The organism is Campylobacter concisus (genome assembly GCF_002914005.1).
GTDB classification, from domain to species: domain Bacteria; phylum Campylobacterota; class Campylobacteria; order Campylobacterales; family Campylobacteraceae; genus Campylobacter_A; species Campylobacter_A concisus_N.
Genome location: NZ_POZU01000049.1, coordinates 19,514 through 40,832 on the forward strand (window position 1 = coordinate 19,514; position 21,319 = coordinate 40,832).

Annotated in this window: 18 protein-coding genes and 1 other RNA gene; 9 read left to right on the plus strand and 10 right to left on the minus strand. The window is 36.5% G+C overall.

Annotated features, from left to right (window positions below):
• Window positions 1–18: 18 nt before the first annotated feature.
• From CYP54_RS05655 to pyrE, 5 genes are all read right to left on the minus strand, one after another.
• Window positions 19–777: an FKBP-type peptidyl-prolyl cis-trans isomerase gene (locus CYP54_RS05655; protein WP_103604512.1), complete on the minus strand. Its 759-nt coding sequence runs from the start codon at window positions 775–777 to the stop codon at window positions 19–21.
• 44 nt (window positions 778–821) lie between these two features.
• Entirely contained in the window at window positions 822–2,888 is a 2,067-nt protein-coding gene (locus CYP54_RS05660) for a multiheme c-type cytochrome (protein WP_103604513.1), read from the minus strand.
• Between the two features lie 96 nt (window positions 2,889–2,984).
• A complete protein-coding gene (locus CYP54_RS05665) occupies window positions 2,985–4,412 on the minus strand; it encodes an ATP-binding protein (RefSeq protein ID WP_103604514.1) in 1,428 nt (475 codons plus the stop codon).
• Window positions 4,402–5,091, minus strand: coding sequence for a response regulator transcription factor (locus CYP54_RS05670; protein ID WP_103604515.1), 690 nt, complete (start codon window positions 5,089–5,091; stop codon window positions 4,402–4,404). The genes CYP54_RS05665 and CYP54_RS05670 overlap by 11 nt, the downstream gene beginning before the upstream one ends.
• 244 nt (window positions 5,092–5,335) lie before the next feature.
• Complete coding sequence (pyrE, locus tag CYP54_RS05675; protein ID WP_103604516.1) at window positions 5,336–5,944, minus strand: orotate phosphoribosyltransferase; 609 nt, start codon at window positions 5,942–5,944, stop codon at window positions 5,336–5,338.
• A gap of 119 nt (window positions 5,945–6,063) precedes the next feature.
• Between pyrE and CYP54_RS05680 the strand changes: the two genes are divergently transcribed.
• The 3 genes from CYP54_RS05680 to thyX all read left to right on the plus strand — a co-directional run bounded on the left by CYP54_RS05680 (window position 6,064) and on the right by thyX (window position 10,770).
• The gene (locus CYP54_RS05680) at window positions 6,064–7,431 is read left to right on the plus strand and encodes a Na+/H+ antiporter NhaC family protein (protein WP_103604517.1); all 1,368 of its coding nucleotides are present in this window, start codon (window positions 6,064–6,066) and stop codon (window positions 7,429–7,431) included.
• A gap of 119 nt (window positions 7,432–7,550) precedes the next feature.
• A complete protein-coding gene (gene flgE / locus CYP54_RS05685; protein ID WP_103604518.1) occupies window positions 7,551–10,022 on the plus strand; it encodes a flagellar hook protein FlgE in 2,472 nt (823 codons plus the stop codon).
• Between the two features lie 118 nt (window positions 10,023–10,140).
• Window positions 10,141–10,770, plus strand: coding sequence for an FAD-dependent thymidylate synthase (gene thyX / locus CYP54_RS05690; protein ID WP_103604519.1), 630 nt, complete (start codon window positions 10,141–10,143; stop codon window positions 10,768–10,770).
• Window positions 10,771–10,821: 51 nt separating this feature from the next.
• On the opposite strand, the gene CYP54_RS05695 is transcribed toward thyX, so the two are convergent.
• The 4 genes from CYP54_RS05695 to ruvC all read right to left on the minus strand — a co-directional run bounded on the left by CYP54_RS05695 (window position 10,822) and on the right by ruvC (window position 13,765).
• Complete coding sequence (locus CYP54_RS05695; protein WP_103604520.1) at window positions 10,822–11,928, minus strand: DNA adenine methylase; 1,107 nt, start codon at window positions 11,926–11,928, stop codon at window positions 10,822–10,824.
• 1 nt (window position 11,929) lies between these two features.
• Window positions 11,930–12,445, minus strand: a complete 516-nt coding sequence (gene luxS, locus CYP54_RS05700) for an S-ribosylhomocysteine lyase (RefSeq protein WP_103604521.1) — start codon at window positions 12,443–12,445, stop codon at window positions 11,930–11,932.
• Window positions 12,446–12,578: 133 nt separating this feature from the next.
• A complete protein-coding gene (locus CYP54_RS05705; protein WP_103604522.1) occupies window positions 12,579–13,268 on the minus strand; it encodes an MOSC domain-containing protein in 690 nt (229 codons plus the stop codon).
• 17 nt (window positions 13,269–13,285) lie between these two features.
• Window positions 13,286–13,765, minus strand: a complete 480-nt coding sequence (ruvC, locus tag CYP54_RS05710; protein WP_178140253.1) for a crossover junction endodeoxyribonuclease RuvC — start codon at window positions 13,763–13,765, stop codon at window positions 13,286–13,288.
• A 122-nt stretch (window positions 13,766–13,887) separates the two neighbouring features.
• On the opposite strand from ruvC, the gene dnaA reads away from it, so the two are divergent.
• The 5 genes from dnaA (at window position 13,888) to CYP54_RS05735 (ending at window position 20,689) form a co-directional block, all read left to right on the plus strand.
• A complete protein-coding gene (gene dnaA, locus CYP54_RS05715) occupies window positions 13,888–15,198 on the plus strand; it encodes a chromosomal replication initiator protein DnaA (RefSeq protein WP_103559520.1) in 1,311 nt (436 codons plus the stop codon).
• Window positions 15,199–15,352: 154 nt separating this feature from the next.
• On the plus strand, window positions 15,353–16,426 hold the full coding sequence (dnaN, locus tag CYP54_RS05720; RefSeq protein ID WP_103604523.1) for a DNA polymerase III subunit beta: 1,074 nt from the start codon (window positions 15,353–15,355) through the stop codon (window positions 16,424–16,426).
• Window positions 16,427–16,440: 14 nt separating this feature from the next.
• On the plus strand, window positions 16,441–18,750 hold the full coding sequence (gene gyrB / locus CYP54_RS05725; RefSeq protein ID WP_103604524.1) for a DNA topoisomerase (ATP-hydrolyzing) subunit B: 2,310 nt from the start codon (window positions 16,441–16,443) through the stop codon (window positions 18,748–18,750).
• A 53-nt stretch (window positions 18,751–18,803) separates the two neighbouring features.
• Complete coding sequence (gene queF / locus CYP54_RS05730) at window positions 18,804–19,454, plus strand: preQ(1) synthase (protein WP_258033675.1); 651 nt, start codon at window positions 18,804–18,806, stop codon at window positions 19,452–19,454.
• On the plus strand, window positions 19,454–20,689 hold the full coding sequence (locus CYP54_RS05735) for an HD domain-containing protein (protein WP_103604525.1): 1,236 nt from the start codon (window positions 19,454–19,456) through the stop codon (window positions 20,687–20,689). Before queF ends, CYP54_RS05735 begins: the two co-directional genes overlap by 1 nt.
• Here the strand turns inward: CYP54_RS05735 and ffs are convergent.
• Window positions 20,676–20,773, minus strand: an RNA gene (gene ffs / locus CYP54_RS05740) — signal recognition particle sRNA small type. The two genes, CYP54_RS05735 and ffs, sit on opposite strands and share 14 nt — an antisense overlap.
• 112 nt (window positions 20,774–20,885) lie before the next feature.
• Here ffs and CYP54_RS05745 point away from each other — a divergent pair.
• Window positions 20,886–21,311, plus strand: coding sequence for a hypothetical protein (locus CYP54_RS05745; RefSeq protein WP_103604526.1), 426 nt, complete (start codon window positions 20,886–20,888; stop codon window positions 21,309–21,311).
• The last annotated feature ends 8 nt before the right edge of the window (window positions 21,312–21,319 follow it).

Genomic DNA, 21,319 nt, shown 5'->3' on the forward strand with positions numbered 1-21,319 from the left:
TTAACTCCATTTTTTATCTTAATGAGGCTTTTTGATGCCCTCATTTAGTTCTTTTTCGTGAATTTTCTTTGCAGCCTCGGCTAACTCACCTGGCTTTAAGACCTTAACAAGCTCTATCTCAAAAACGATAGTCTCGCCTCCAGGTATGCCCTCCATGCCGCTATCGCCGTACGCAAGTTCTGGCGGGATAACAAATTTAAACTTATCGCCCTCTTTCATGAGCATTAAGCCCTCTTCAAGACCTGGGATCAAATTTAGCATAGAAAGATGAGCTGGAGCCTCTTTTGTCTCATCAAAGACCTTGCCATCGATAAAGCTAGCTTTGTAGTTTGCTATGATGATACTCTCTTGTTTTGGAGTCGCTCCCTTTTTGCTTGATTTTAAAATTTCATATTGCAATTTTGATTTTGTCGTTTTTACATTTTTATTTTTTACATTTTTATCCATAAAAGCCTTGCCTTGCTTTAAATTCTCTTTAAGTATGGTGGCTTCTTTTTCTTTTACTATCTTGTCTAAATTTTCAGCTCTTTTGTTTAGTAGCTTTGCTATCTCATCATCGCTTAGTTTTAGCTCTCCTTTTAGTGCATCACTAAAACCTTTGATAACGGCCTCAGCATCGTAGCTAATGCCTATTTGTTTTTGTTCAAGTAACCCTTTTAAAACATATCCACCACTTGTTGCTCCCATAGCATAAGACTCATTTGAATCTACATTTGCAAGCAAACCAGAAGCACTTAAGCTAAGAAGTAGTGTAAATTTTAAAACCTTATTTTTCATATCAAACCCTTAAGATTAAAGGGGCTAAAACTAGCCCCTAAATGCTATAAATTTTTATTCAAAATTCTTTGAGCTTCTTTTATATACTCTTTTGATGCATCGAGTTTTTGTTTAGTAAATTTAAATCCGTGCATACCCCACGAACCATCTTTTTCAACCATATCAATGATCTCTTGAGCATTTTGGATAAGCTCATAAACTCTTACTTTATCACTTGCATCAAGTTTTTTAGTCTCAAGTAGTGAGTAAAGCCCTTCAATACCAATCTTAACTTCAGAGAATTCATTCTTAACTGGAGTTTGCCATCCCATAACTTCATCATAAACTTGTTTTTGGTTTTTGAAGTGAAGTGTTGGTTTTAGCTCAGATAATACTGGGCTGTGGCAGCCTTTGGTATCTTTCATATCTTTATCAGCCCAAGATGTTCTAGCGCAAGCCCACATCAAGTCAACGTAGTTATGGCCATTTTTATCTCTCTCAAAGTGCCAATCTTTAGCATCTCTTGGACCTTTAGCAGCGTCGCCTGGGACAAGAGATTTCTCTTTTGGATCGACCATGATCTTCCAGATGTGAGAGCGTCTTTGAGTATCAAAGCCAGCGTTGTCTTGGAACTGAACAGCGTAGAAATTCTCGCAGCTCATCATAAATGGCATGTGGCAAGATGCACAAGTGTTGTTTTTGTGTGTATCTGCTTTTGATGCGATATATGCTTGAGTCTCGTGGCAATCTTTACACTCTTTTCTAATTTTTGGTTTAGTATAGAATGAGCTTAGATAGCCTTGTTCTGAGTTATAGTTCATACCTGTTACGCTCTTATCACCTACAACTGGACCTGTGTTGTCATGTGGATCGTGGCAAGTGACACATCTCATACCTTTATCGTAGTGAGCGGTAAAGTATGATTGAGAGCCTTCTGAGCCACATCCTGGTCCCATTGATTTAAATTTAGAGCTTAATGATAGATCAAGCTTGCCGTTGTTTAATGGGTTAGCACGCATTAGATCTGGGCTAAAGTTAAATCTTTGGTGACAGCGTTCGCAGTTTGATGTTCTAAAATTTGTAGCCCCATCAAGGTGACCGCCAGCTCCGTGACACTCCTCGCAGCTTACGCCTTTTGAGATAGTGTGTTTTTGAAGCTCTTTAGCATTACCAAGTGCTGCGTAAAATTCTGCTTTTGATTTGAAATCGAATTTAACTGGGTGACAAACTTCACAATATGATGAGTTTGCTTGGAAAAACATTGATTTTTTATGTTTTGCGGCGTATGAAGCTAGACCTCTGACATATCCGCCATTGTCGCCGTACTCTTCAAGAGTGCCAGGAAATTCTGGAACAAGCTCTTTTATCTTTTTAACAGTAGCGTCGTCTAAATTTAACGCCCATGTTCTTTGCCATTGGTTACCGCCAGCTACGATCTGACCTGTGCCATCTCTTAGCAAGCCGCCCTCAACGTAATAAGTACCACGAAGTAACCATGCATCTACGTAGCCCATTTTTGTTCTTAAGTGACCAACAGTTGCATAGATCACATCTGGTGTGATACCTTTTGGAAGGATAGAAGCGGTATCTTTGTCAAATACTGGCTCAGTTAGGTTGTTATTAACCTCTGGGTGCTCGCCAGGGAAGCGCATAGTAGTTGCGTGGCGAGATCTGCTCCACACTTCATACTGGGCTGGGTGACACTCGCCGCACTTTTCTGGTCCTACAAATTTGTTAGGAAATTGAAGTGATGAAGTGGCTGGAATTCTATACATCATAGAGCTATAGCCCTTACCGCCATCTCTTTTACTAAGCTTTGACATATCAAAGCCATGTCCCTCGGCGAGCCACTCTAAGCCACGGTCGTGAACGACCATTTTACCGACGGTTTTACCACCATATTTTGTAAAAATAGGGTGGTTTTTAAATAACCAGTTATACATCTCTTGCTCTTCTACAACGTAGTCTTGCAAGGAGATAACACCTCTACTTTGCAGTGTGCCTTTAGGATTTGCGATAACATCACGTGCTTTATCGGACATCTGCATATTATGCTCTTCGCAACAGGCTTGTGAAGCGAAGATGCTAACACCCATGAGCAAACCAGCTAAGGCTTTTTGTAGATTTCTCATGTGCCCTCCTTTAAATTTTTTATCCTAAAATCAAAATGATTTCATACTGATAATACTAACACCAAAAAAGGGTAGAAAAGGGGGAATTTTAATAAATTATAAATTTTCGAAACTAATTGTAAATGTAATACTATTTTCATCTACGTTTCTAGCAAAGATTAGAGCGTTATTTTTACTAGCGATTAGCCGACTCATATATAGGCCAAGCCCACTGCCAGACTCTTTTGTACTAAAGTGTGGCTCAAAGATAACCTTTAAAAACGAAGTCTTTATAGCTCCTGCATTATTTTGCACGCATAAATTTTTACGATTATCTTTTATAAAAGTATAAATTTTTATTACTCTTGGCTTTACATAGCTTTGTTTAAATGCATCTTTTGCATTATTTATAATATTTATTAAAATTTGGATTATTTCATTAAAATTTGCAAAAATCGTAAAATTTTCTCTTATATCGATCTCTATTTCGATTTGATATTTCTTAAGTGAGGCGTTTAGAATTTTTATAGTCTGATTTATCACTTCCTCTACGCTAAACTCCCTTTTTAAAGTATTTGGCTTAAAAAAGTTTTTAAAATCATCAACCGTTTCAGACATAAAATTTATCTGCTTGCTAGTCTCTTCTATAAACTCATAAATTTTTGTTTCATCAAGCTTTTTTCGCTCCTGATAGAGTTCTAAATTTATTAAAGCTGAGCTGATTTGAGCTAAAGGCTGCTTCCACTGATGTGAGATATTACCTATCATCTCGCCCATTGAGGCTAGGCGGCTTTGATGTATCATTAGCTGCTCAGTCTGTCTTTTACTCTCTTCACCACGCCTATGCATCTTATAAACAAGTAGCAAAAATATCCCAAACACAAAGGCTATCGCGCTCATTATGATGACAACCTCTTTTAAATGGTAAGAAAAAATGGCACGTAGTGGGATTTTAAAAGATAGCATTGCCATCATCTCACTTGCTTCAGAAATTTTTCCATTTGAAATTTCATAACGATCCAACATCTGTTTTGGAGCACTTTCGCTATTGTGACAGGCTAGGCAAGATGTATTTTGACTTCTTATAGGAAGCCCTACAAAAAATTGTGAGCCGTTTTCATCTTTTATAATCTTTGAAAACTCACTAAATTTATTCTCTTTAAAGCCTCTTAATACCTGCGCTTCAAATTCATTTGGCTCATGAGCTTTATTTAAAGGTGCCATGGCGACTAGTTTGTAGTCAAAGTCAAGATTGTATTTTTTCTTTTGGATATTATAAATTTCACGGCTTATATATGAAGATGAAAGCAATCTCTCGTCAAAAAAATCCTCTTTTATAATGCCATCACGCTTTAGCTGCTCTATTAGCGGACGCTGAACGCCTGCGATGTACTCTCTTACAGAATTTATACTCTCAAGCACATAATACGCCTCTTTTTTGGCATCTTTCATTGCAAGATTATTATAAAAATTTAAAACAAGTGCGGATATTAAGAGATAAACAAAGATAAAAACACTAACGATTAGCTGAAATTTATATTTCACAAAGATAACCTACACCGTATAAATTTTTAATCACATCTTTGCCAAGCTTCCTTCTAAGCTCTTTTACGATCGTCTTTATCGCCTCTTTGCTTGGCTGCTCATACTCCCAAATATAATCAAAAATTTGTTCATAAGTTATAGTTTGATTTTTGTTGTTTAAAAAATACTCTAAAAGCCTACTTTCACTCTTACTTAGATGAGAAATTTCACCATTTATATAAAGTACTTTTTTGCCAAAATCGTATTCTAATTCATCATTTAGCCTAAGAGTCGGCTTGCGTCCAACAAGCTCTAAAGCAACGTCTTCTAGGGCTTTTATAAATGACTTTTTATCATATGGCTTTGCAAGATATCTTGTGATCTTTAACTCAACCGCTCTCCACAAATACTCTTGTTCGACATGGCTTGATAAGATCACGATAGGAATTTTTTGATTTATGGTTCTTACTTTTTTAGCGATCTCTAGGCCATCGATATTTGGCACACTTATATCAAGTACCAAAACATCATAAGCATCGCTCATCGCTAGCTCAAGTGCATCATAGCCATCTGTTACGCCATTTACCTCGGCAAAAAATAGTTTCAAAGACGCACAAATATTTTTTAAAATCGCCTCTTCATCTTCAAGGCAAAGGACCTTTTTGTTTGATAAAACGTCTAAAATATCATATTCTTGCATAGCTTCATCTCGCTTTTTGAGCAGATATTATCACTTGGTAGCTTAAAAAATAAGATTATCTAAAAAATAATTCATACCAATATAAAAACAGATTATTTTTAAAAATTAAACTATAAATTTTTGTTGAAGTGATTTGAAGTCTTGATTAAAATTTTTCTATGAGTACTATTTTTGGATTTTTCTAAAAATTTTAGCTATCGATCAATTTTAAAAAAGAAAGATAGCTATATTTATAGTATAAATTTTAGTTGCCTCTGCTTCCAGGTTTGATCGCTTTGCTTCCATTTTTACAAAGTGGGCAATGCTCAGGCTCATAAATTTCAAACTCAAAATTTCCTAAAGCAAAAAATGGCTTATCGCTTGGCAGTTTTGCATTTGGTTTTGAGTCGTTGCCTAAATTTGCGACCTTACAAAAGCCACGATTCGCAAGTGCTGCAAAGCCAACTACCTCGCCACCAAGGCTCTCTATCACGTGTGCTGCTTCAAGTGCCGAGCCGCCAGTCGTGATGATATCCTCACAAATGATAAATTTCTCACCTTTTTTCACCTCAAAACCACGTCTAAGACTCATTACCTTTTCAACTCGCTCTGTAAATATAAAACGCTTCTTTGCTGCGCGAGCTAGCTCATAGCCAGCTAAAATTCCTCCAAGTGCAGGCGAGCAAACGCTATCAAATTTAATGCCAAATTTCTCTATCACACAGGCAAGCTCGTCAGCTAGTTTTCCAGCCAAAGCTGGGTCTTCAAGCACCTTTGCACTTTGGAGATAAAACTGCGAGTGATTACCACTACTTAGTAAAAAATGTCCCTCTAAATATGCTCCGGCCTCTTTATAAATTTTCTCTAAATTCATCGTTTTTTCCTTTTAAAATTTACTCAAAATCTTAACACAAGCCCACTTAAGCCACTCTTTTTAAAATTTAATAAGCCACACATTTGTATAATCTCTCAACACTCACAAAAAGGACGCTCATGCTTATATTTAACCCTGTTGTTTTTAGCATTTTGGTAATGACGATACTTTGTCTATTGCGTTTTAACATTTTGCTTTCTATCCTTATCTCTGCTCTTGTTGCGGGAGTAATGTATAAGCATGGATTTAGTGGATTTGAAAGTGGCATTGCAGGTGGTATAGATAGCCTCTTTACGGCCCTAAAAGAGACTACGCAAAGCCTTATAAGCGGTATGCAAGGCAATCTTGAAACATCGCTTAGTTATATTTTGCTTGGTGCTTTAGCAGCCGCCATCGCAAATACAAATTTAACTGCTATTTTGATAAATGCTTTGAGTAAATTCCTTAGCTCAAATAAAGTGATTTTTATACTAACTATTGCATTTATAGCGTGCTTATCTCAAAATTTAATCCCAGTTCACATAGCTTTTATACCTATTTTGATCCCGCCGCTTCTTGCTATTATGAATAAAATGGGGATAGATAGACGTGCCGTGGCTTGTGCTTTGACGTTTGGTCTTCAAGCACCTTATGTAAGCCTTAGCGTTGGCTTTGGTCTGCTTTTTCACAATATCTTAAAAAAAGAGCTAGCAAATAACGGCATAACCACATCTATTTCTGATATCTCTTCTGTTATGTGGATAGGCGGCGCTTCTATGCTTATCGGACTTATCCTTGCCATACTTTTTTATGGTAAAAAAAGAGCTTATAAAACTTCAAAATTTGAAAAAGAAGAGCTTGATGAGATTGAGCGCGCAAAAAGCCTTGAGATGACTAAAAAAGAGTGGGCGGTTTTAGCTGGTGCGGTAGTGGCTTTTGGTGTGCAAATTTATACTGAGCTGCTACCTCTTGGCGCACTACTTGGACTTTTGGTAATGGTTGTTTTTGGTGGTATCGAATACAAAAAAGTAGATAAGATCATGGATAATGGCCTTGCTATGATGGGATTTATCGCTTTTATCATGCTAGTTGCTGCAGGTTATGGCACTATCTTAAGAGAGAGTGGTGGCATCGATGAGCTTGTAAAATACGCTAGCTTGGTATCTGGTGGCAAGATAGGCGGAGCATTTTTGATGCTACTTATCGGACTTCTTGTAACGATGGGCATAGGCACTAGCTTTGGAACTATCCCTATCTTAGCTTCTATCTACGTGCCCCTTTGCCTTAGCCTTGGCTTTGGCGTGCCAGCTATCATCTTGCTAGTTGGTATAGCAGCGGCTCTAGGAGATGCTGGAAGCCCAGCAAGCGACAGCACACTTGGACCAACGAGCGGTCTAAATGCTGATGGTGAGCACAACCACATATATGATACTTGTGTACCTACATTTGTATTTTTCAATATCCCACTCATCATCGGTGGCATCGCTGGAGCTATGATACTTGGATAAAATTTGGCGTTAATTACGCCAAATTTCTTTTTATTTCCTCTACTTTTTATCAATATAAATTTTGGAACATCTTTTGCTTTTGAAAATATAAAAATTTAAAATGCAAAAAGGATAAGTCAATGATGAGATCACTTTGGTCTGGTGTTTCAGGCCTACAAGCCCACCAGATAGCCATGGACGTAGAAGGCAATAATATCGCAAATGTTAATACTTATGGTTATAAATACAACCGTGCAAATTTTGCTGATATACTAAGCCAAACTCCAAGAGTTGCTACTGCTCCACAAGGTCAGCTAGGCGGTCAAAATGCTATGCAAATAGGTCTAGGAACGACTATAAACTCAACTACAAGAATTTTCTCACAAGGCACACTAACATCTACTGATAAGCAAACAGACCTTGCACTTCAAGGAAATGGTTTCTTTGTCGTATCTCCAGATGGTGGAACTACAAGATACTATACAAGAAATGGCGACTTTGTCCGTGATAAAGCGGGAAATTTTGTAAACAATAGCGGATATATAGTTCAAGGTTGGACAAGAGATGAAGAGACTGGCACTATCGACTCAACAGGTCCTATAAAAAATATTGTGATCAAAGAGGGTCTTACCACTCCAGCAAGAGCGACAACAGAAGTAAAGATAAAAGGTAACCTTGACTCAGGCAATACCATAGGACAAAGAAGCACGCCTATTTATTCACTAGACTCTGTTGCTGGCGGACGTGACTATAACAATGACGGAATTTTAGATCCAAACGAAGTCCATAACGAAAATGATGTAAATAATGATCAGTTTTATACAAACTCAAAAAAAGAACAAAGCTTAACAGAGCGTGGTGTAGATCTAGGTGTTACATTTGATGAGCTTGGAAATGGTCTTGCTTTAAGAGATGGACAAGGTATCTGGGTGAGCTATGCAAATGCTAAAACTGAAAAATTTACTATAGGTAGTGGATCACCAAATAATGTTGGTTCACTTACTAATGGAACTGCAAAAAAATTAAATATAACATTAAATGGTGTAAATATAACCGGAGATGTAACAAATATAAGTGATGTTGCTGCTGCTATCAATGCTCAGTACAATAAAACTGGTGTTAGAGCTGAAATTTCAGAAGGTAATAAACTAACACTTATAAATAGAAATAATTCAGGTACTACAAAAGAGACAAAAAATATTCACTTAACTGTCAATACTGGTGATGAATTAGTAGCAGCAACGACAGCAATGGGAGTGGCAAATGGCGGTTTAAAAAATCGAGATATTATTACAGCTTATCAATATGTCTATACGAGCTCGCAAACAACAGCAGTTCACGAATACAATGATGCGAAAGAAAGGCAAGTAACTACAACAGAAGATCTTCGTGCTGCTATGCAAAAAGATGCAAGGAGTTACGTTGACTACAATGGCGACGGTCAAATAAGAGTAAACTCAGCTGTACCTAATGCTATAAAACAAGCAACAGAAGCTCATAATACAACTCCGGGTACTGGTGGAGCAGCTATAGCTGATACAACATGCCAAACAGCTTATAATAATGCTTATAACGCTGCAGCTGGTACTCCAGATGACAAGCACGCAGCTGGTATCGCAGCACTTAAAAAACTTGCTGATGATTTAAATGATGGTACAAAGATCACTGTAAATAAACTAGGTCAATTTCAACTAGAAAATCCATCAAATGAAGTAGCAGATCATGCACTTTACATGACAACAACTGGTCTTACAAAGCCAGCTCAAGGTACAAATAACTCAGCTATAAATGAAAACGTTAGACTTACAACTATTATGAAAGCACTTGATGGCGCATTAAGCCCAGGCCAAGCTTTAAGAGCAAGTGGAAAGATGATGATGTCAAGTCACGGCTCAACGGCAGAAATTTTTGACTCACTTGGCTCAAAACACACAGTTAGTATAAAATGGACAAAAACGGGTACCACAACAGATGGTGGAACTGAGTGGAGCATGGTTATACAAGTACCAGAGCCAGCTAAGATAAACTACACAGGCGAAGGCCCAGATAACGTTATAACTGGAACAGCTAGATTTAACGCAAATGGCTCACTTGCAAGTTTCCATCCAGCAACGATAACATTTTCAGCTAACAACGGCTCACAAAGTGGCCAAAACATTAGTTTAAATTTTGGTCTTGGAACTGACTTTAACGGCTTAACAAGCTTTGATAAAGATTCATCAACTGAGTCAATCTCGCAAGATGGCTACACAGGTGGCACATTAAACGGCATAAAAATAGATGAGACCGGAACGATAATAGGCTCATTTTCAAATGGCCAAAGCTTTGGCCTAGCTAAAGTAGCACTTGCTACCTTTACAAATAACGAAGGTCTTCAAAGCGAGGGCGGAAATGTCTTTTCACAAACCGCAAACTCAGGCGAAGCAGTTATCGGTGCAGCTGGTACAGGCGATAAAGGAACGATCGCAGCTTCAAAACTTGAAGCTAGTAACGTCGATCTAAGCCGTGCGCTAACAGATCTTATCGTTATTCAAAGAGGTTTCCAAGCAAACTCAAAAACGATCACAACAAGTGATGAGATGTTAAATACACTTCTTCAATTAAAACAATAATAACTAAGACTTTTACAAAAGGGAGCATTTGCCTCCCTTTGAAATTTATGCTTTAAATTTACAAATAAAATCAGCCTTATTTTTGTAAAATGTTAAAAAATTTTACAAAAGAGAAAAAATGCAAGTAACACTTCTAAATCATACTCCACTAAATATCTGCTCTCACGCTATCCGCACATGCTGGCAAAGCTTTGAAAAAGGCGACAATGGCGGCGAAAAAGATGTTGAGCTAATAGACAGGGTGGGCAATAAATTTAAACACGCCTCGACGCTAGAGCACCTATACTACAACTTCTACATCCAAGGTATCTCTCGTGCGCTACTTCAAGAGCTAGCTCGTCACCGCTTGGCAAGTCTAAGCGTCAAATCAACTCGCTACACACTAAAAGAGCTAAAAAAAGAGGAGAAATTTGAAGTAGGGCAGTTTGAGCGTGCGGCTAAATTTATCGTACTAACAAATGACGAACTAGTGGATAACGCAAGTATAAAAGCACTTGAAAATTTACGTGAAATTTTAGCCTCAACTACAAAAAGCCTTGACATCGTAAAATACTGCCTGCCAGAGTGCTACAAAACCGAGCTTACATGGAGTATAAACGCTAGAAGCTTGCAAAATTTCATCTCACTTCGCAGCTCAAAATCAGCCCTTTGGGAGATAAGAAATTTAGCAAATGCCATCTACGATGCCTTGCCTGATAAGCATAAATTTATATTTGAGAAGTGTTTGCCAGATGATGAGTCAAACTAACATTTACGTTAGTATGATTTGTGATTTAGAAGTGATGAAATGTCAGTAAATTTACTTTTGTAAAATGTAAAGTAGCTCGTCTACGTGGATGTTTCTAGCTTTTAAATTTCTGCTGCCGCGGTAGGCATTGTATTTTTGACGAAGCAGATGAACCTTGCCCATCTGCTTTAAATTTTTATCAAATTCATCTTGGTTGATAAAGCCCTCTGAGTTAAATGAAATGAGTATAAATTTTGCTTTTAAATTTGCTATCAACTCGAAAAATGCCTCGCTTGCTGACGATTTTTTATTAAAAACTGATCTGTTCCAATCCTTTGCGATACCAGAAATTTTTGAAATTTTACTTGGCTCTTCGTAGCTTGCGATGAGATTTAGCATGAAGTAGTTTGAGCCGTATGGGTGCTGGTTATATGGCGGATCAAGATAGACTAGATCAAGCCCATCAAGCTCTTTTGCGAGCAAATTTGCATCCTTTTGATAGACCTCAAAAGGCACTTTAAAATTTGAGAAAATTGGCTTAGTCAAATTTATATCAGAAGTGATTCTTGAGATGGCGTTTTGCCCCCTACCGCCAAACTGACCGATGCCCTCTTTATTTTTATGAAAACCTTTAAAAATTCCACTCGTATTTGCATGTACGCTTGCATTATAAAGTAGTGGGGCTATGAAAAATTTTCTCATCTCCTCTGGCATTAGCTCATCTATGAGCCTTCTTGTAGTGTCGATGAAGATAGCATTTTTTCTTGTGTAAAAGACCCGCTCGCCCTCGGTAATATTTTTATCATCTTGTGGGGCGTAAAGTTTTGTTATAAAGCCTTCAGAAAAACTATTTTTTATCTCTTTTTCAAGCTTTTTTTGCCAAAAATTTATCTCATTTTTTAGATCATTTGTGGCGTTTTGCAGATAGCATGAGTTTGTGATAAAGCTATAAAGCTCTAAGTCGTTTGCGACTAGAAATTCGCTACTTTGCTTTAAAAACCTAGCCACCACGCCACTTCCACTAAAGAGGTCGCAGCAGCTAAGTTTCTCTTTTTTAAGCTCGTCTTTTGCGTACTTTACACCTTTTTCTATAAAGTCTAAAAGCGAGCGTTTGTTACCAAGATAGGTTAAAATTTGCTCTTTTAAATAGGCTTGATTTTCTTGTTTAGCTGGCTTCAAATCAGTGCTTTTTCAGTCCCATAGCATCAACGTTAAGCTTGATCTCATCGTTATTTATGATGACTAAGCCAAGATCAAGAATTTTCTTTGCTATGGCGTGTGCTTCATCAAGTGAGTGCATCTTATAAGTACCGCATTGAAATTTATTTAGCTCTGGAATTTGATCTTGAGTTTTTACCTCTAATATATCTTTCATCGAAGCTAACCAAGCACTTTTCACAGCTTCTTCACTAGGTGTGCCGATCAAACTCATATAAAAGCCAGTCCTACATCCCATTGGCGAGATGTCTATGATCTCCACGCCATTGCCATTTAGGTGATTTCTCATAAAGCCAGCAAAGAGGTGCTCTAATGTATGAGTACCTTTCTCTGGTAAAATTTCTTCATTTGGCTTGCAAAATCTCAAGTCAAAAACACTGATATCATCGCCCTTTGGCGTTTTCATACTTTTTGCTAGTCTTACTCCTGGGGCTTGCATTTTTACGTGATCTACACAAAAACTATCAAGTAATGGCATATCTTCTCCTTTAAATTTTTGGTAATTCTAGCGAAAAAAATGTTTAAAATTTTAAAGGCTCATGTAAATTTACACGAGCCTAATAATATTTGAGTATTTGTGGGTATTAAAATAATAAAAATTTTACTTACTATTATAAATTTCTCATATATTCTGTACTATAAATACCTTGAATACGTCTTTCCATGTCACCATACCAACTTTTTGGAAGAGTGGTGAGAGAGTTAAATTTCTCTAGTAAATTTAAATTTTCATTTGGTGCGTAAAAGAGCCTATTTATTTCTAAAATGCTCATATGAACTGGATCTTTTTCTATAACTTCTATCATATCACCTGCTTTGCACGATCCTGGTGTTATGACGCGGTAATACCAGCCAGTAAGACCAGTTTCAAAGATGTGAGTAGCCATATTTTCATTGCCCCATCTTTTCGAGAGCTTAAAGCAAGGCTTTCTTGGCTGCGATACTTGAAGGACTAGTGAGCCGATTTTATGTATATCACCTACACAGACACTACTCTCATCAAGACCATCAATGCATAAATTCTCACCCATAGCTCCATAAGCCATATTTTTCAATCCTAAAAAACTCTCCCAATCGGCGTAATTTGCAAATGAATTTGCAAAAACTGCCTTTTCAGGGCCTCCATGGTGTTTTGTATCAGCGACGCTATCACCCACAAAGCCAAATTTATTTGCAAAAATTTCGTCATTTTGAGCTACTTTAAATATAGCTGAACTCCATGGTGTATTTAACTTATCAGTTGCACTTTGTGAGCCATAATTTTTCACCTCGCCAATTAGTAGAGCTTTTAATGTTGCCATCTTTTTCCTATCAAAATTTAGCTTATTCTTAAATTATTCGCATGAGTTAGCGCAATCGCGATCGCATCGGTGATATCAAGTGGTTTTATCTCTTTATTTATTCCTAAAATTTTCTTCACCATAAATGCCACTTGCTCTTTATCAGCTTTGGCCTTGCCAGTGACAGTTTTTTTCACCTGAAGTGGCGTATACTCGGCAAAATCACCATGAAGCTGTAAAATTTTAAGGCTAAGTGCTCCTCGAAACTGAGCGAGCTTTAAAACCGTTTTTGGGTTGTAAGCAAAAAATATATCTTCGATCGCAACCTCATCAAATTTATGGTTTTTAAAGATAAGATCAAGCCCCTCGCAAAGCTCGGTAATCTGATATTGAAGTGTATTTGGTTTTATTTTTATGAGTCCTGCTTCAAGAAGTGTAGTTTTAAATTTATTTTTTTCAAGTATCGCATAACCACAATTCTTCGTACCTGGATCGATTCCTAAAATTTTCATCACTATCTTTTCAATACTTTTTCACGACTTTTTCACGATGTGAAAAAGTTTGTTAGAGTTTAACAAAGGTTTTATTAAATTTAAGATAGTATCACTATAAAAATTCTCAAAATTTAAGGCATAAAAATTTGATAGCAGACGAAATTTTAGAAAATCTTTCAACACAAATTTCACCTGAAGAATACCAAAGTTATATCAAACAATTAAAATTTAACGAAAAGGCTTCAGACGATCATATTATCGTATTTACTGCACCAAATGAGTTAATGGCTAAATTTATAAATACAAGATATGCTGATAAGATCGCTCATCTATATGAAGTTAAAACAGGAATAAAGCCAAATATTGAAATTTCATCTACTAAAAGTAGCAAGGTATCAAAACAAAATCAAATAAATGTCAAGCAAATAAAAACACAAAGTAGCATTTTAAATCCAAGCTACACATTTGAAAATTTTGTCTGCGGTGCATCAAATCAATACGCATTTTTAAGCGCAAAAGCAGCTGCTGAAAAACCTGGCGTACTTTATAATCCACTTTTTATATATGGCACGACAGGACTTGGCAAGACTCACTTACTCCAGTCAGTCGGAAATCACTGCCTAAATAAAGGAAAAACCGTTATTTGCGTGACTAGTGAACAATTTATGATAGATTTTACCAGTCACATAAATAACCACTCAATGCCAAAATTTCGTGAAAAATATAGAAACTGCGATGTTTTACTAATAGACGACGTGCAATTTCTTGGCAAAACTGATAAAATCCAAGAGGAATTTTTCAACACATATAATGAACTTTTAGCAAAAAATGGTCAAATAGTTATGACTTCAGATCGACCTCCAAAGACACTAAAAGGCTTTGAAGATAGGATGATTTCAAGATTTGATAAGGCTTTTATGGCTGATATTACGCCACCTGAACTTGATACAAAAATAGCCATCATCATCAAAAAATGTGAATTTGATAAAATCGATCTAAATAAAGAGGTCATAAACTACATAGCTACAAACATGGGAGATAATATCCGTGAGATCGAGGGAGCTATCATAAATTTAAATGTTTTTAAAACTCTTATGAAAGAAGAGATCACACTTGATCTTGCAAAAAGTATATTAAAAGATCTGATCAAAGAAAAACGTGAAAATATAAATTTCGATACTATCGTTGAAATAGTTAGTAAAGAACTAAATATCAAACAAAGTGATATAAAAAGCAAATCAAGAGTTACAAATATCGTAGAAGCAAGACGAATCATCATATATCTTGCAAAGATGCTTACAACAAACTCAATGCCACAAATTGCAAACTATTTTGGTATGAAAGATCACAGTGCCGTTAGTCATAATATTAAAAAGATAAATGAGCTAATACAAACTAATGAAATTTTTAGTCTAAAAGTTACTGAATTAAAAAATAAAATTTTGACAAAAGGATAAAATACAATATGAAATTTGTGAATAAATGTGAAAAACAAAATATAATTTTTCACATTTCAAATAGCTGTATTTCGATGTTTAAAAGTACTTTTCACTTTTTAACATCACCTACTAAAACAAAAAAATTAAATTTAAAAATAGAAGGAAGTTTTTAATGAAGGTTTTAATAAACAAAAATATGCTTGAAAGCATAGTAACAAATACAAATCCATATCTTGAAAAAAGAGATCTTAGTGCTATAACTTCTCACATTTATATCTCAGCAAAAGATGGTGTTTTAAACATAAAAGCAACTGATCATGAAATAGGTTTAGCATACAAGCTAAGTAATGTAAAAATCGTTGATGAAGGTTACGCAACTGCAAATGGCAAAAAACTACTTGACATTATAAAAAGTCTAAAAGATGAAGAAGTAATGTTAGAAACTGTAAATAACTATCTTTACATAAAACAAAAAAACTCAAAATACAAACTTCCAATGTATAAATTTGAAGATTTCCCAGAATTTCCAACGATTGAGGGTAAATCAAAATTTAATGTTGATGCTGTTATGTTAGGAAGAAGTTTAAAGAAAATTTTACCAAGTATTGATAGTAATAATCCAAAATTTGAACTAAATGGTGCTTTCCTTGATATTAAAAAAGACTTTATAAATATCGTTGGTACTGATACAAGAAGACTTAGTGTATTTAGATTTCAAACACCAACCGAAAAAGAATTTTCACTAATAATCCCTAAAAAAGCTATCAATGAAATACAAAAACTATTTTTTGACAAGATAGAAATTTACTATGATGAAAATATCCTAATCGCTCAAAGCCAAAATTTTGAGTTTTTCACAAAACTTATAAATGGTAAATTCCCAGATTACGAGCGTGTCATACCAAAAGAGGTTAGAAAAAGACTTCAATTAAGTAGAGATAAGATGATAGAGGGTATAAAAACTATCTCAATGCTAAGTGACACAATGAAAATATCCTTTGCGAAAGACAATATAACATTTGAAAGTGTTATAGAAGATAACTCTGAAGCAAAAACTACGATAGATTATCAAACTGGTTTAGAGCTTGGAGATGAATTTTTCATAGGTATAAAAAATAGATATCTACTTGACTTTTTAAGTAGCATCGAGGATGAAAATTTTGAGCTTGGATTTAATGAAAGCTCACTAGCATTTGTTGTAAATTCAAAAGAATTAACAACAGTAATAATGCCGATAAATTTATAAGATAAGGCAAGATTATGGAAAATAATTACGGCGCAGAAAATATCAAAGTATTAAAAGGTCTTGAGGCAGTCAGGAAACGCCCGGGCATGTATATAGGCGATACTAACATAAGTGGTCTTCACCATATGATCTACGAAGTAGTTGATAACTCTATCGACGAAGCAATGGCAGGATATTGTGATACGATCGATGTTGAGCTTACACGTGAGGGCTCAGCGATCATTAGCGATAATGGCCGTGGTATCCCAGTGGATATGCACCCAACTGAGAAAATTTCAGCTGCGACTGTTGTTTTAACTGTGCTTCACGCTGGTGGTAAATTTGACAAGGACACTTACAAGGTCTCTGGTGGTCTTCATGGCGTTGGTGTATCTGTCGTAAATGCCCTTTCTAAAAAGCTAGTCGTAAATATCAAGCGTGATGGCAAACTTCACAGACAAGAATTTGCAAAAGGTATTCCACAAAGTGATCTTGAAGTTATAAAAACTACAAACCGCACAGGCACACAAGTCGAATTTTGGCCAGATGATAGCATATTTGAAGTGACTGAATTTGATGACGAAATTTTAGTAAAGAGATTTCGCGAGCTAGCATATCTAAACCCAAAGATAACTATAAATTTCAAAGATCAAAGAAATGGCAGAAGCGAGAGCTTTCACTATGAGGGCGGACTTGAAAGCTTTGTAACTGATATGAACAAGGCAAATCCAGTCAGCAAAGCGGTCTCATTTAGTGGCGGCGAAGATGAAGTGCTTGTTGATTTTGCCCTGCTTTACAACGACACTTATAGTGAAAATTTATTAAGCTTTGTAAATAACATCAAAACTCCAGATGGCGGTACTCACGAGGCTGGCTTTAGAGCGGGTCTTACAAGAGTTATCACAAACTACGTTCAAGCAAATGCTGCTGCACGTGAAAAAGATACAAAGATAACTGGTGAAGATATCCGCGAGGGACTTATCGCAGTTGTTAGTGTAAAAGTGCCAGAGCCGCAGTTTGAGGGACAAACAAAGGGCAAACTAGGCTCAAGCTACGTAAAGCCTATCGTTCAAAAGATGGTTTTTGACGTGCTTACAAAGTATTTTGAAGAAAATCCTATTGAAGCAAGAGCGATAATGGATAAAGCTCTAATGGCAGCTCGTGGTAGAGAAGCCGCTAAGAAAGCTAGGGATCTAACTCGCAAAAAAGAGAGCATGAGCGTAGGCACGCTCCCTGGCAAACTAGCTGATTGTCAAAGCAAAGACCCAGTCATCAGCGAGCTATATCTAGTGGAGGGCGACTCTGCGGGCGGTTCTGCAAAACAGGGACGTGATAGAGTTTTCCAAGCGATATTGCCGCTTAAGGGTAAAATTCTAAACGTTGAAAAGGCAAGACTGGATAAAATTTTAAAGTCTGATGAGATAAAAAATATGATAACAGCGCTAGGATGTGGCATCGGAGATGAATTTGACGCTGAAAAGCTTAGATATCATAAGATCATCATCATGACCGATGCCGACGTCGATGGTAGCCACATCCAGACGCTACTTTTAACCTTCTTCTTTAGATTTTTAAATAAAGTTGTAGAAAACGGTCACATCTACCTAGCTCAGCCGCCACTTTACCGCTATAAAAAAGGTAAGAAAGAAATTTATCTAAAAGACGAAAAGGCACTAAACGAATTTCTTATCGAAACTGGCATCGAGGGCGTTGATATAGAGGGTATCGGCAGTGCGGATCTCATCGACTTCCTAAAGATCGTTGCAGCTTATAGAAGTGTCTTAAAAGAGCTTGAAAAACGCTTTAACGTCCTTTCAGCGATCCGCTATATGATAGAAAATCCAGACATCGTTTCAAAAAGCTACAATGAAATTTTTGAAATTTTAAAGAATTTCTTAAAAGCTGAGGGTCACAATATCCTAAACCACTATGTTAGTGAAGATGAGATTAGAATTTATGTGCAAACTGAAAGCGGCCTAGAAGAGCTTGTGGTAAATGAAAATTTATTTACAAACCCACTCTATGAAGAGGCGCTTTATATTAGCCAAAAGATAAAAGAGCGCGGGCTAGATTTACATAGTGACGTTATAGATGTGCTTGATGAAGTAGAGAAGAATGCGAAAAAAGGTGCATATATCCAGCGTTATAAAGGTCTTGGTGAGATGAACCCTGAGCAGCTTTGGGAGACTACGATGAACCCTGAGAACAGAAGACTTTTAAAGATCGATATAAACGACGCTATAAGCGCCTCTGATACGTTTAATCTCTTTATGGGCGATGAGGTCGAGCCAAGAAGAAACTATATCCAAGACCACGCAAAAGACGTTAAACACTTAGATATTTAAAAGGTGATCAAATTTAAATTTGACCTAGTTAGTAAAAGTATAAAGGATAAAAAATGAGCGAAGAGCTAGAGCTAGATATGAAGTACGGCGAGAAAATTTTGAAAGAATTTGACGTAGAGAGTGACCTTGAGGTCTGGGAAAATAAGCAAACAAGGGACTATGTCATAAAGATCACACTGCCTGAGTTTTGTTGCCTTTGCCCTCGCTCTGGTTATCCTGACTTTGCGACGATCTACCTTGAGTACATCCCAAATAAGCTAGTTGTTGAGCTAAAAGCGATAAAGCTTTATATAAATAGCTTTATGAACCGCAATATCAGCCACGAAGATAGTATAAATGAAATTTACTCTGTTTTAGAGAAAAAGCTTGAGCCTAAATTTATGAAGATAGTTGGTGACTTTAACCCACGTGGAAATGTTCATACGGTTATTGAAATAAGCTCTGATCTAGTTGTAAAAAAGCCAGTTGAAGAGAAAGAATTTACTCCTAGAACTAGAGAGAGAAGTAACTTTAGCGACAGAGCTCCACGCGAAAGACGTAGTACAAGCGATCGTAGTAGCAGTAGAGGCACTGGCAGTAGAGGCGGCAGAGATGATAAATTTAAAAAAGATGACAAACCAAGAAGAAGTTTAAACAAAGAGGGCTTTAGAAAAATAAGCTATGCCGATGATAAGAAGCCAAAAGTAGTCAAAAAGGATAAATAATGATAAGTGCTAAGCTTATAGAACATATCTTTAAAGCAGCATCTATATCACGTTGGAACGACTATCCAAAGATGGCAAATTTAGTCGAGCTTGATAAACAGGCTCATAAATTTATCATCGCTTATTTCATAGCAAAACAAGAGCAAAATGCCGACATAAACTATATCATAGAGGCTGGAATTTTTGAGTTTTTAAGCAGGGTCGTAGTCACAGACATACGACCAGATGTCTTTCATCACATCCAAAAGACAAAAAAAGAGCAGATAAATAGCTGGGTCTTAAGCAACCTAGAGGAGCTGATCTCAGAGATCGAAGATGGTAAATTTTTAGAGAGATTTAAAAACCACTTTAAAAATGATAAAAAGCATGAAAAAGAGCGCCTGATCCTAAAAGCAGCCAGCTATCTTGCTACGAGGTGGGAATTTTCTATCGTCTATCAAACGAGCCAGTTTTTAAGCGATATCGACGAGCTTAAGGCGAAGGTTGAGGAGGAGATGGAGGATTATTATGAGCTAATTGGCGTTAGAAAGATCGCTATGAATCAAAAATTAGCCCGCCTTGTAGATCTAAGCGGTAGGCTAAGGTTTCAAAAGCGCTGGGCACAAACACCTCGTATCCCTGAAACTGCGGTCTTAGGACATATGCTAGTTGTTGCGATACTTAGTTATTTTTACTCACTCAAAGCAAAAGCTTGCAAAAAACGCCTAGAAAATAACTTCTTTTGTGCACTATTTCATGATCTACCAGAGAGCCTCACAAGGGATATCATAAGCCCTGTGAAATACGGTGTAAAAGGGCTAAATGAGATCATCAGCGAGTATGAAATGAGGCTTATCGATGAGAGGATTTTGCCATTTGTGCCTGAAAAGATCAAAGATGAGTTTAGCTACATCCTTGGCATCAGAAAAGATGGTGAGAAATTTATAAAAGATGAGTTTGAAAATAGAACATATGAGCGCAAGATCATCTGCCATGAAGGTACAATGGAAAATGTAAATGAGGATAAATTTAACCCGATCGATGGCAAAGCGCTAAAATACTGCGACAAGCTCTCAGCCTACATCGAAGCTGGAATTTCCATAAGCTACGGTGTCAAATCAAAAGAGCTAACTGACGGCTTTAATAATATGTATAAATTCTTTAGTGAAAAACCTAAGATCGACGGAGTGGATTTTTTAGAAATTTGTGATGATTTTAATGAGCATTTTGGTTTAGAAAGACCCCCTCTCAGATAACTGCGGCACACACTTAATACAAGTGCTCTGCTGTGTTCCCACCCTGAAGCGGTGCTCATAAAAAGCATTGCACAGGTCTAAGAAGGAGCTTCGCAATCATACAGAAACTATACTTAAATTTTGTTTTATAGTTACATTTTTAAAAATTTAGCTTTAAAAGTATATAATCAACCCAAATTTCATAAAAAGTAGAGTAATGTCTGGAAAGTTTAAACTTCGTTTTTTATCAGCTTTTAGAGATTTTTTTATCTATCATCACAAATCTTTAGAGTTTCGTGCCAAAATTTTTGCCGCAATGATCTCGGCTAAATTTGACCCAGACGAGGATGATTTTTACGTTTTAAACGACATTGTAAGTGAAATTTATGAAAACGATCAGACTAGAAAAGACTTCTTAATCCAAACCGTTAGAGAGTATGTAGCAAGAGTTAAAAGAAACGATAGGATCACACTTGATGCACTACTTTTAAGCATTGATAAAGACCTAAAAGATCACAAAAGATACGCCAAAAAGATAGATTTTTCACATCTTCGTCGCTTGATGAGTGGCTGCGAGGAAGAAATTTTAGTTCAGCAAAGAGTTTATGAGTTTTTAATAAACGAAGTTAAACTCTATTCTTAAGATTATCA

Excerpts from the sequence above, each read along its gene's own strand:
- CYP54_RS05655 (WP_103604512.1), bottom strand. The coding sequence starts at position 777 with ATGAAAAATAAGGTTTTAAAATTTACACTACTTCTTAGCTTAAGTGCT.
- CYP54_RS05660 (WP_103604513.1), bottom strand. The coding sequence starts at position 2,888 with ATGAGAAATCTACAAAAAGCCTTAGCTGGTTTGCTCATGGGTGTTAGC.
- CYP54_RS05670 (WP_103604515.1), bottom strand. The coding sequence starts at position 5,091 with ATGCAAGAATATGATATTTTAGACGTTTTATCAAACAAAAAGGTCCTT.
- pyrE (WP_103604516.1), bottom strand. The coding sequence starts at position 5,944 with ATGAATTTAGAGAAAATTTATAAAGAGGCCGGAGCATATTTAGAGGGA.
- CYP54_RS05680 (WP_103604517.1), top strand. The coding sequence starts at position 6,064 with ATGCTTATATTTAACCCTGTTGTTTTTAGCATTTTGGTAATGACGATA.
- flgE (WP_103604518.1), top strand. The coding sequence starts at position 7,551 with ATGATGAGATCACTTTGGTCTGGTGTTTCAGGCCTACAAGCCCACCAG.
- thyX (WP_103604519.1), top strand. The coding sequence starts at position 10,141 with ATGCAAGTAACACTTCTAAATCATACTCCACTAAATATCTGCTCTCAC.
- luxS (WP_103604521.1), bottom strand. The coding sequence starts at position 12,445 with ATGCCATTACTTGATAGTTTTTGTGTAGATCACGTAAAAATGCAAGCC.
- CYP54_RS05705 (WP_103604522.1), bottom strand. The coding sequence starts at position 13,268 with ATGGCAACATTAAAAGCTCTACTAATTGGCGAGGTGAAAAATTATGGC.
- dnaN (WP_103604523.1), top strand. The coding sequence starts at position 15,353 with ATGAAGGTTTTAATAAACAAAAATATGCTTGAAAGCATAGTAACAAAT.
- gyrB (WP_103604524.1), top strand. The coding sequence starts at position 16,441 with ATGGAAAATAATTACGGCGCAGAAAATATCAAAGTATTAAAAGGTCTT.
- queF (WP_258033675.1), top strand. The coding sequence starts at position 18,804 with ATGAGCGAAGAGCTAGAGCTAGATATGAAGTACGGCGAGAAAATTTTG.
- CYP54_RS05735 (WP_103604525.1), top strand. The coding sequence starts at position 19,454 with ATGATAAGTGCTAAGCTTATAGAACATATCTTTAAAGCAGCATCTATA.
- CYP54_RS05745 (WP_103604526.1), top strand. The coding sequence starts at position 20,886 with ATGTCTGGAAAGTTTAAACTTCGTTTTTTATCAGCTTTTAGAGATTTT.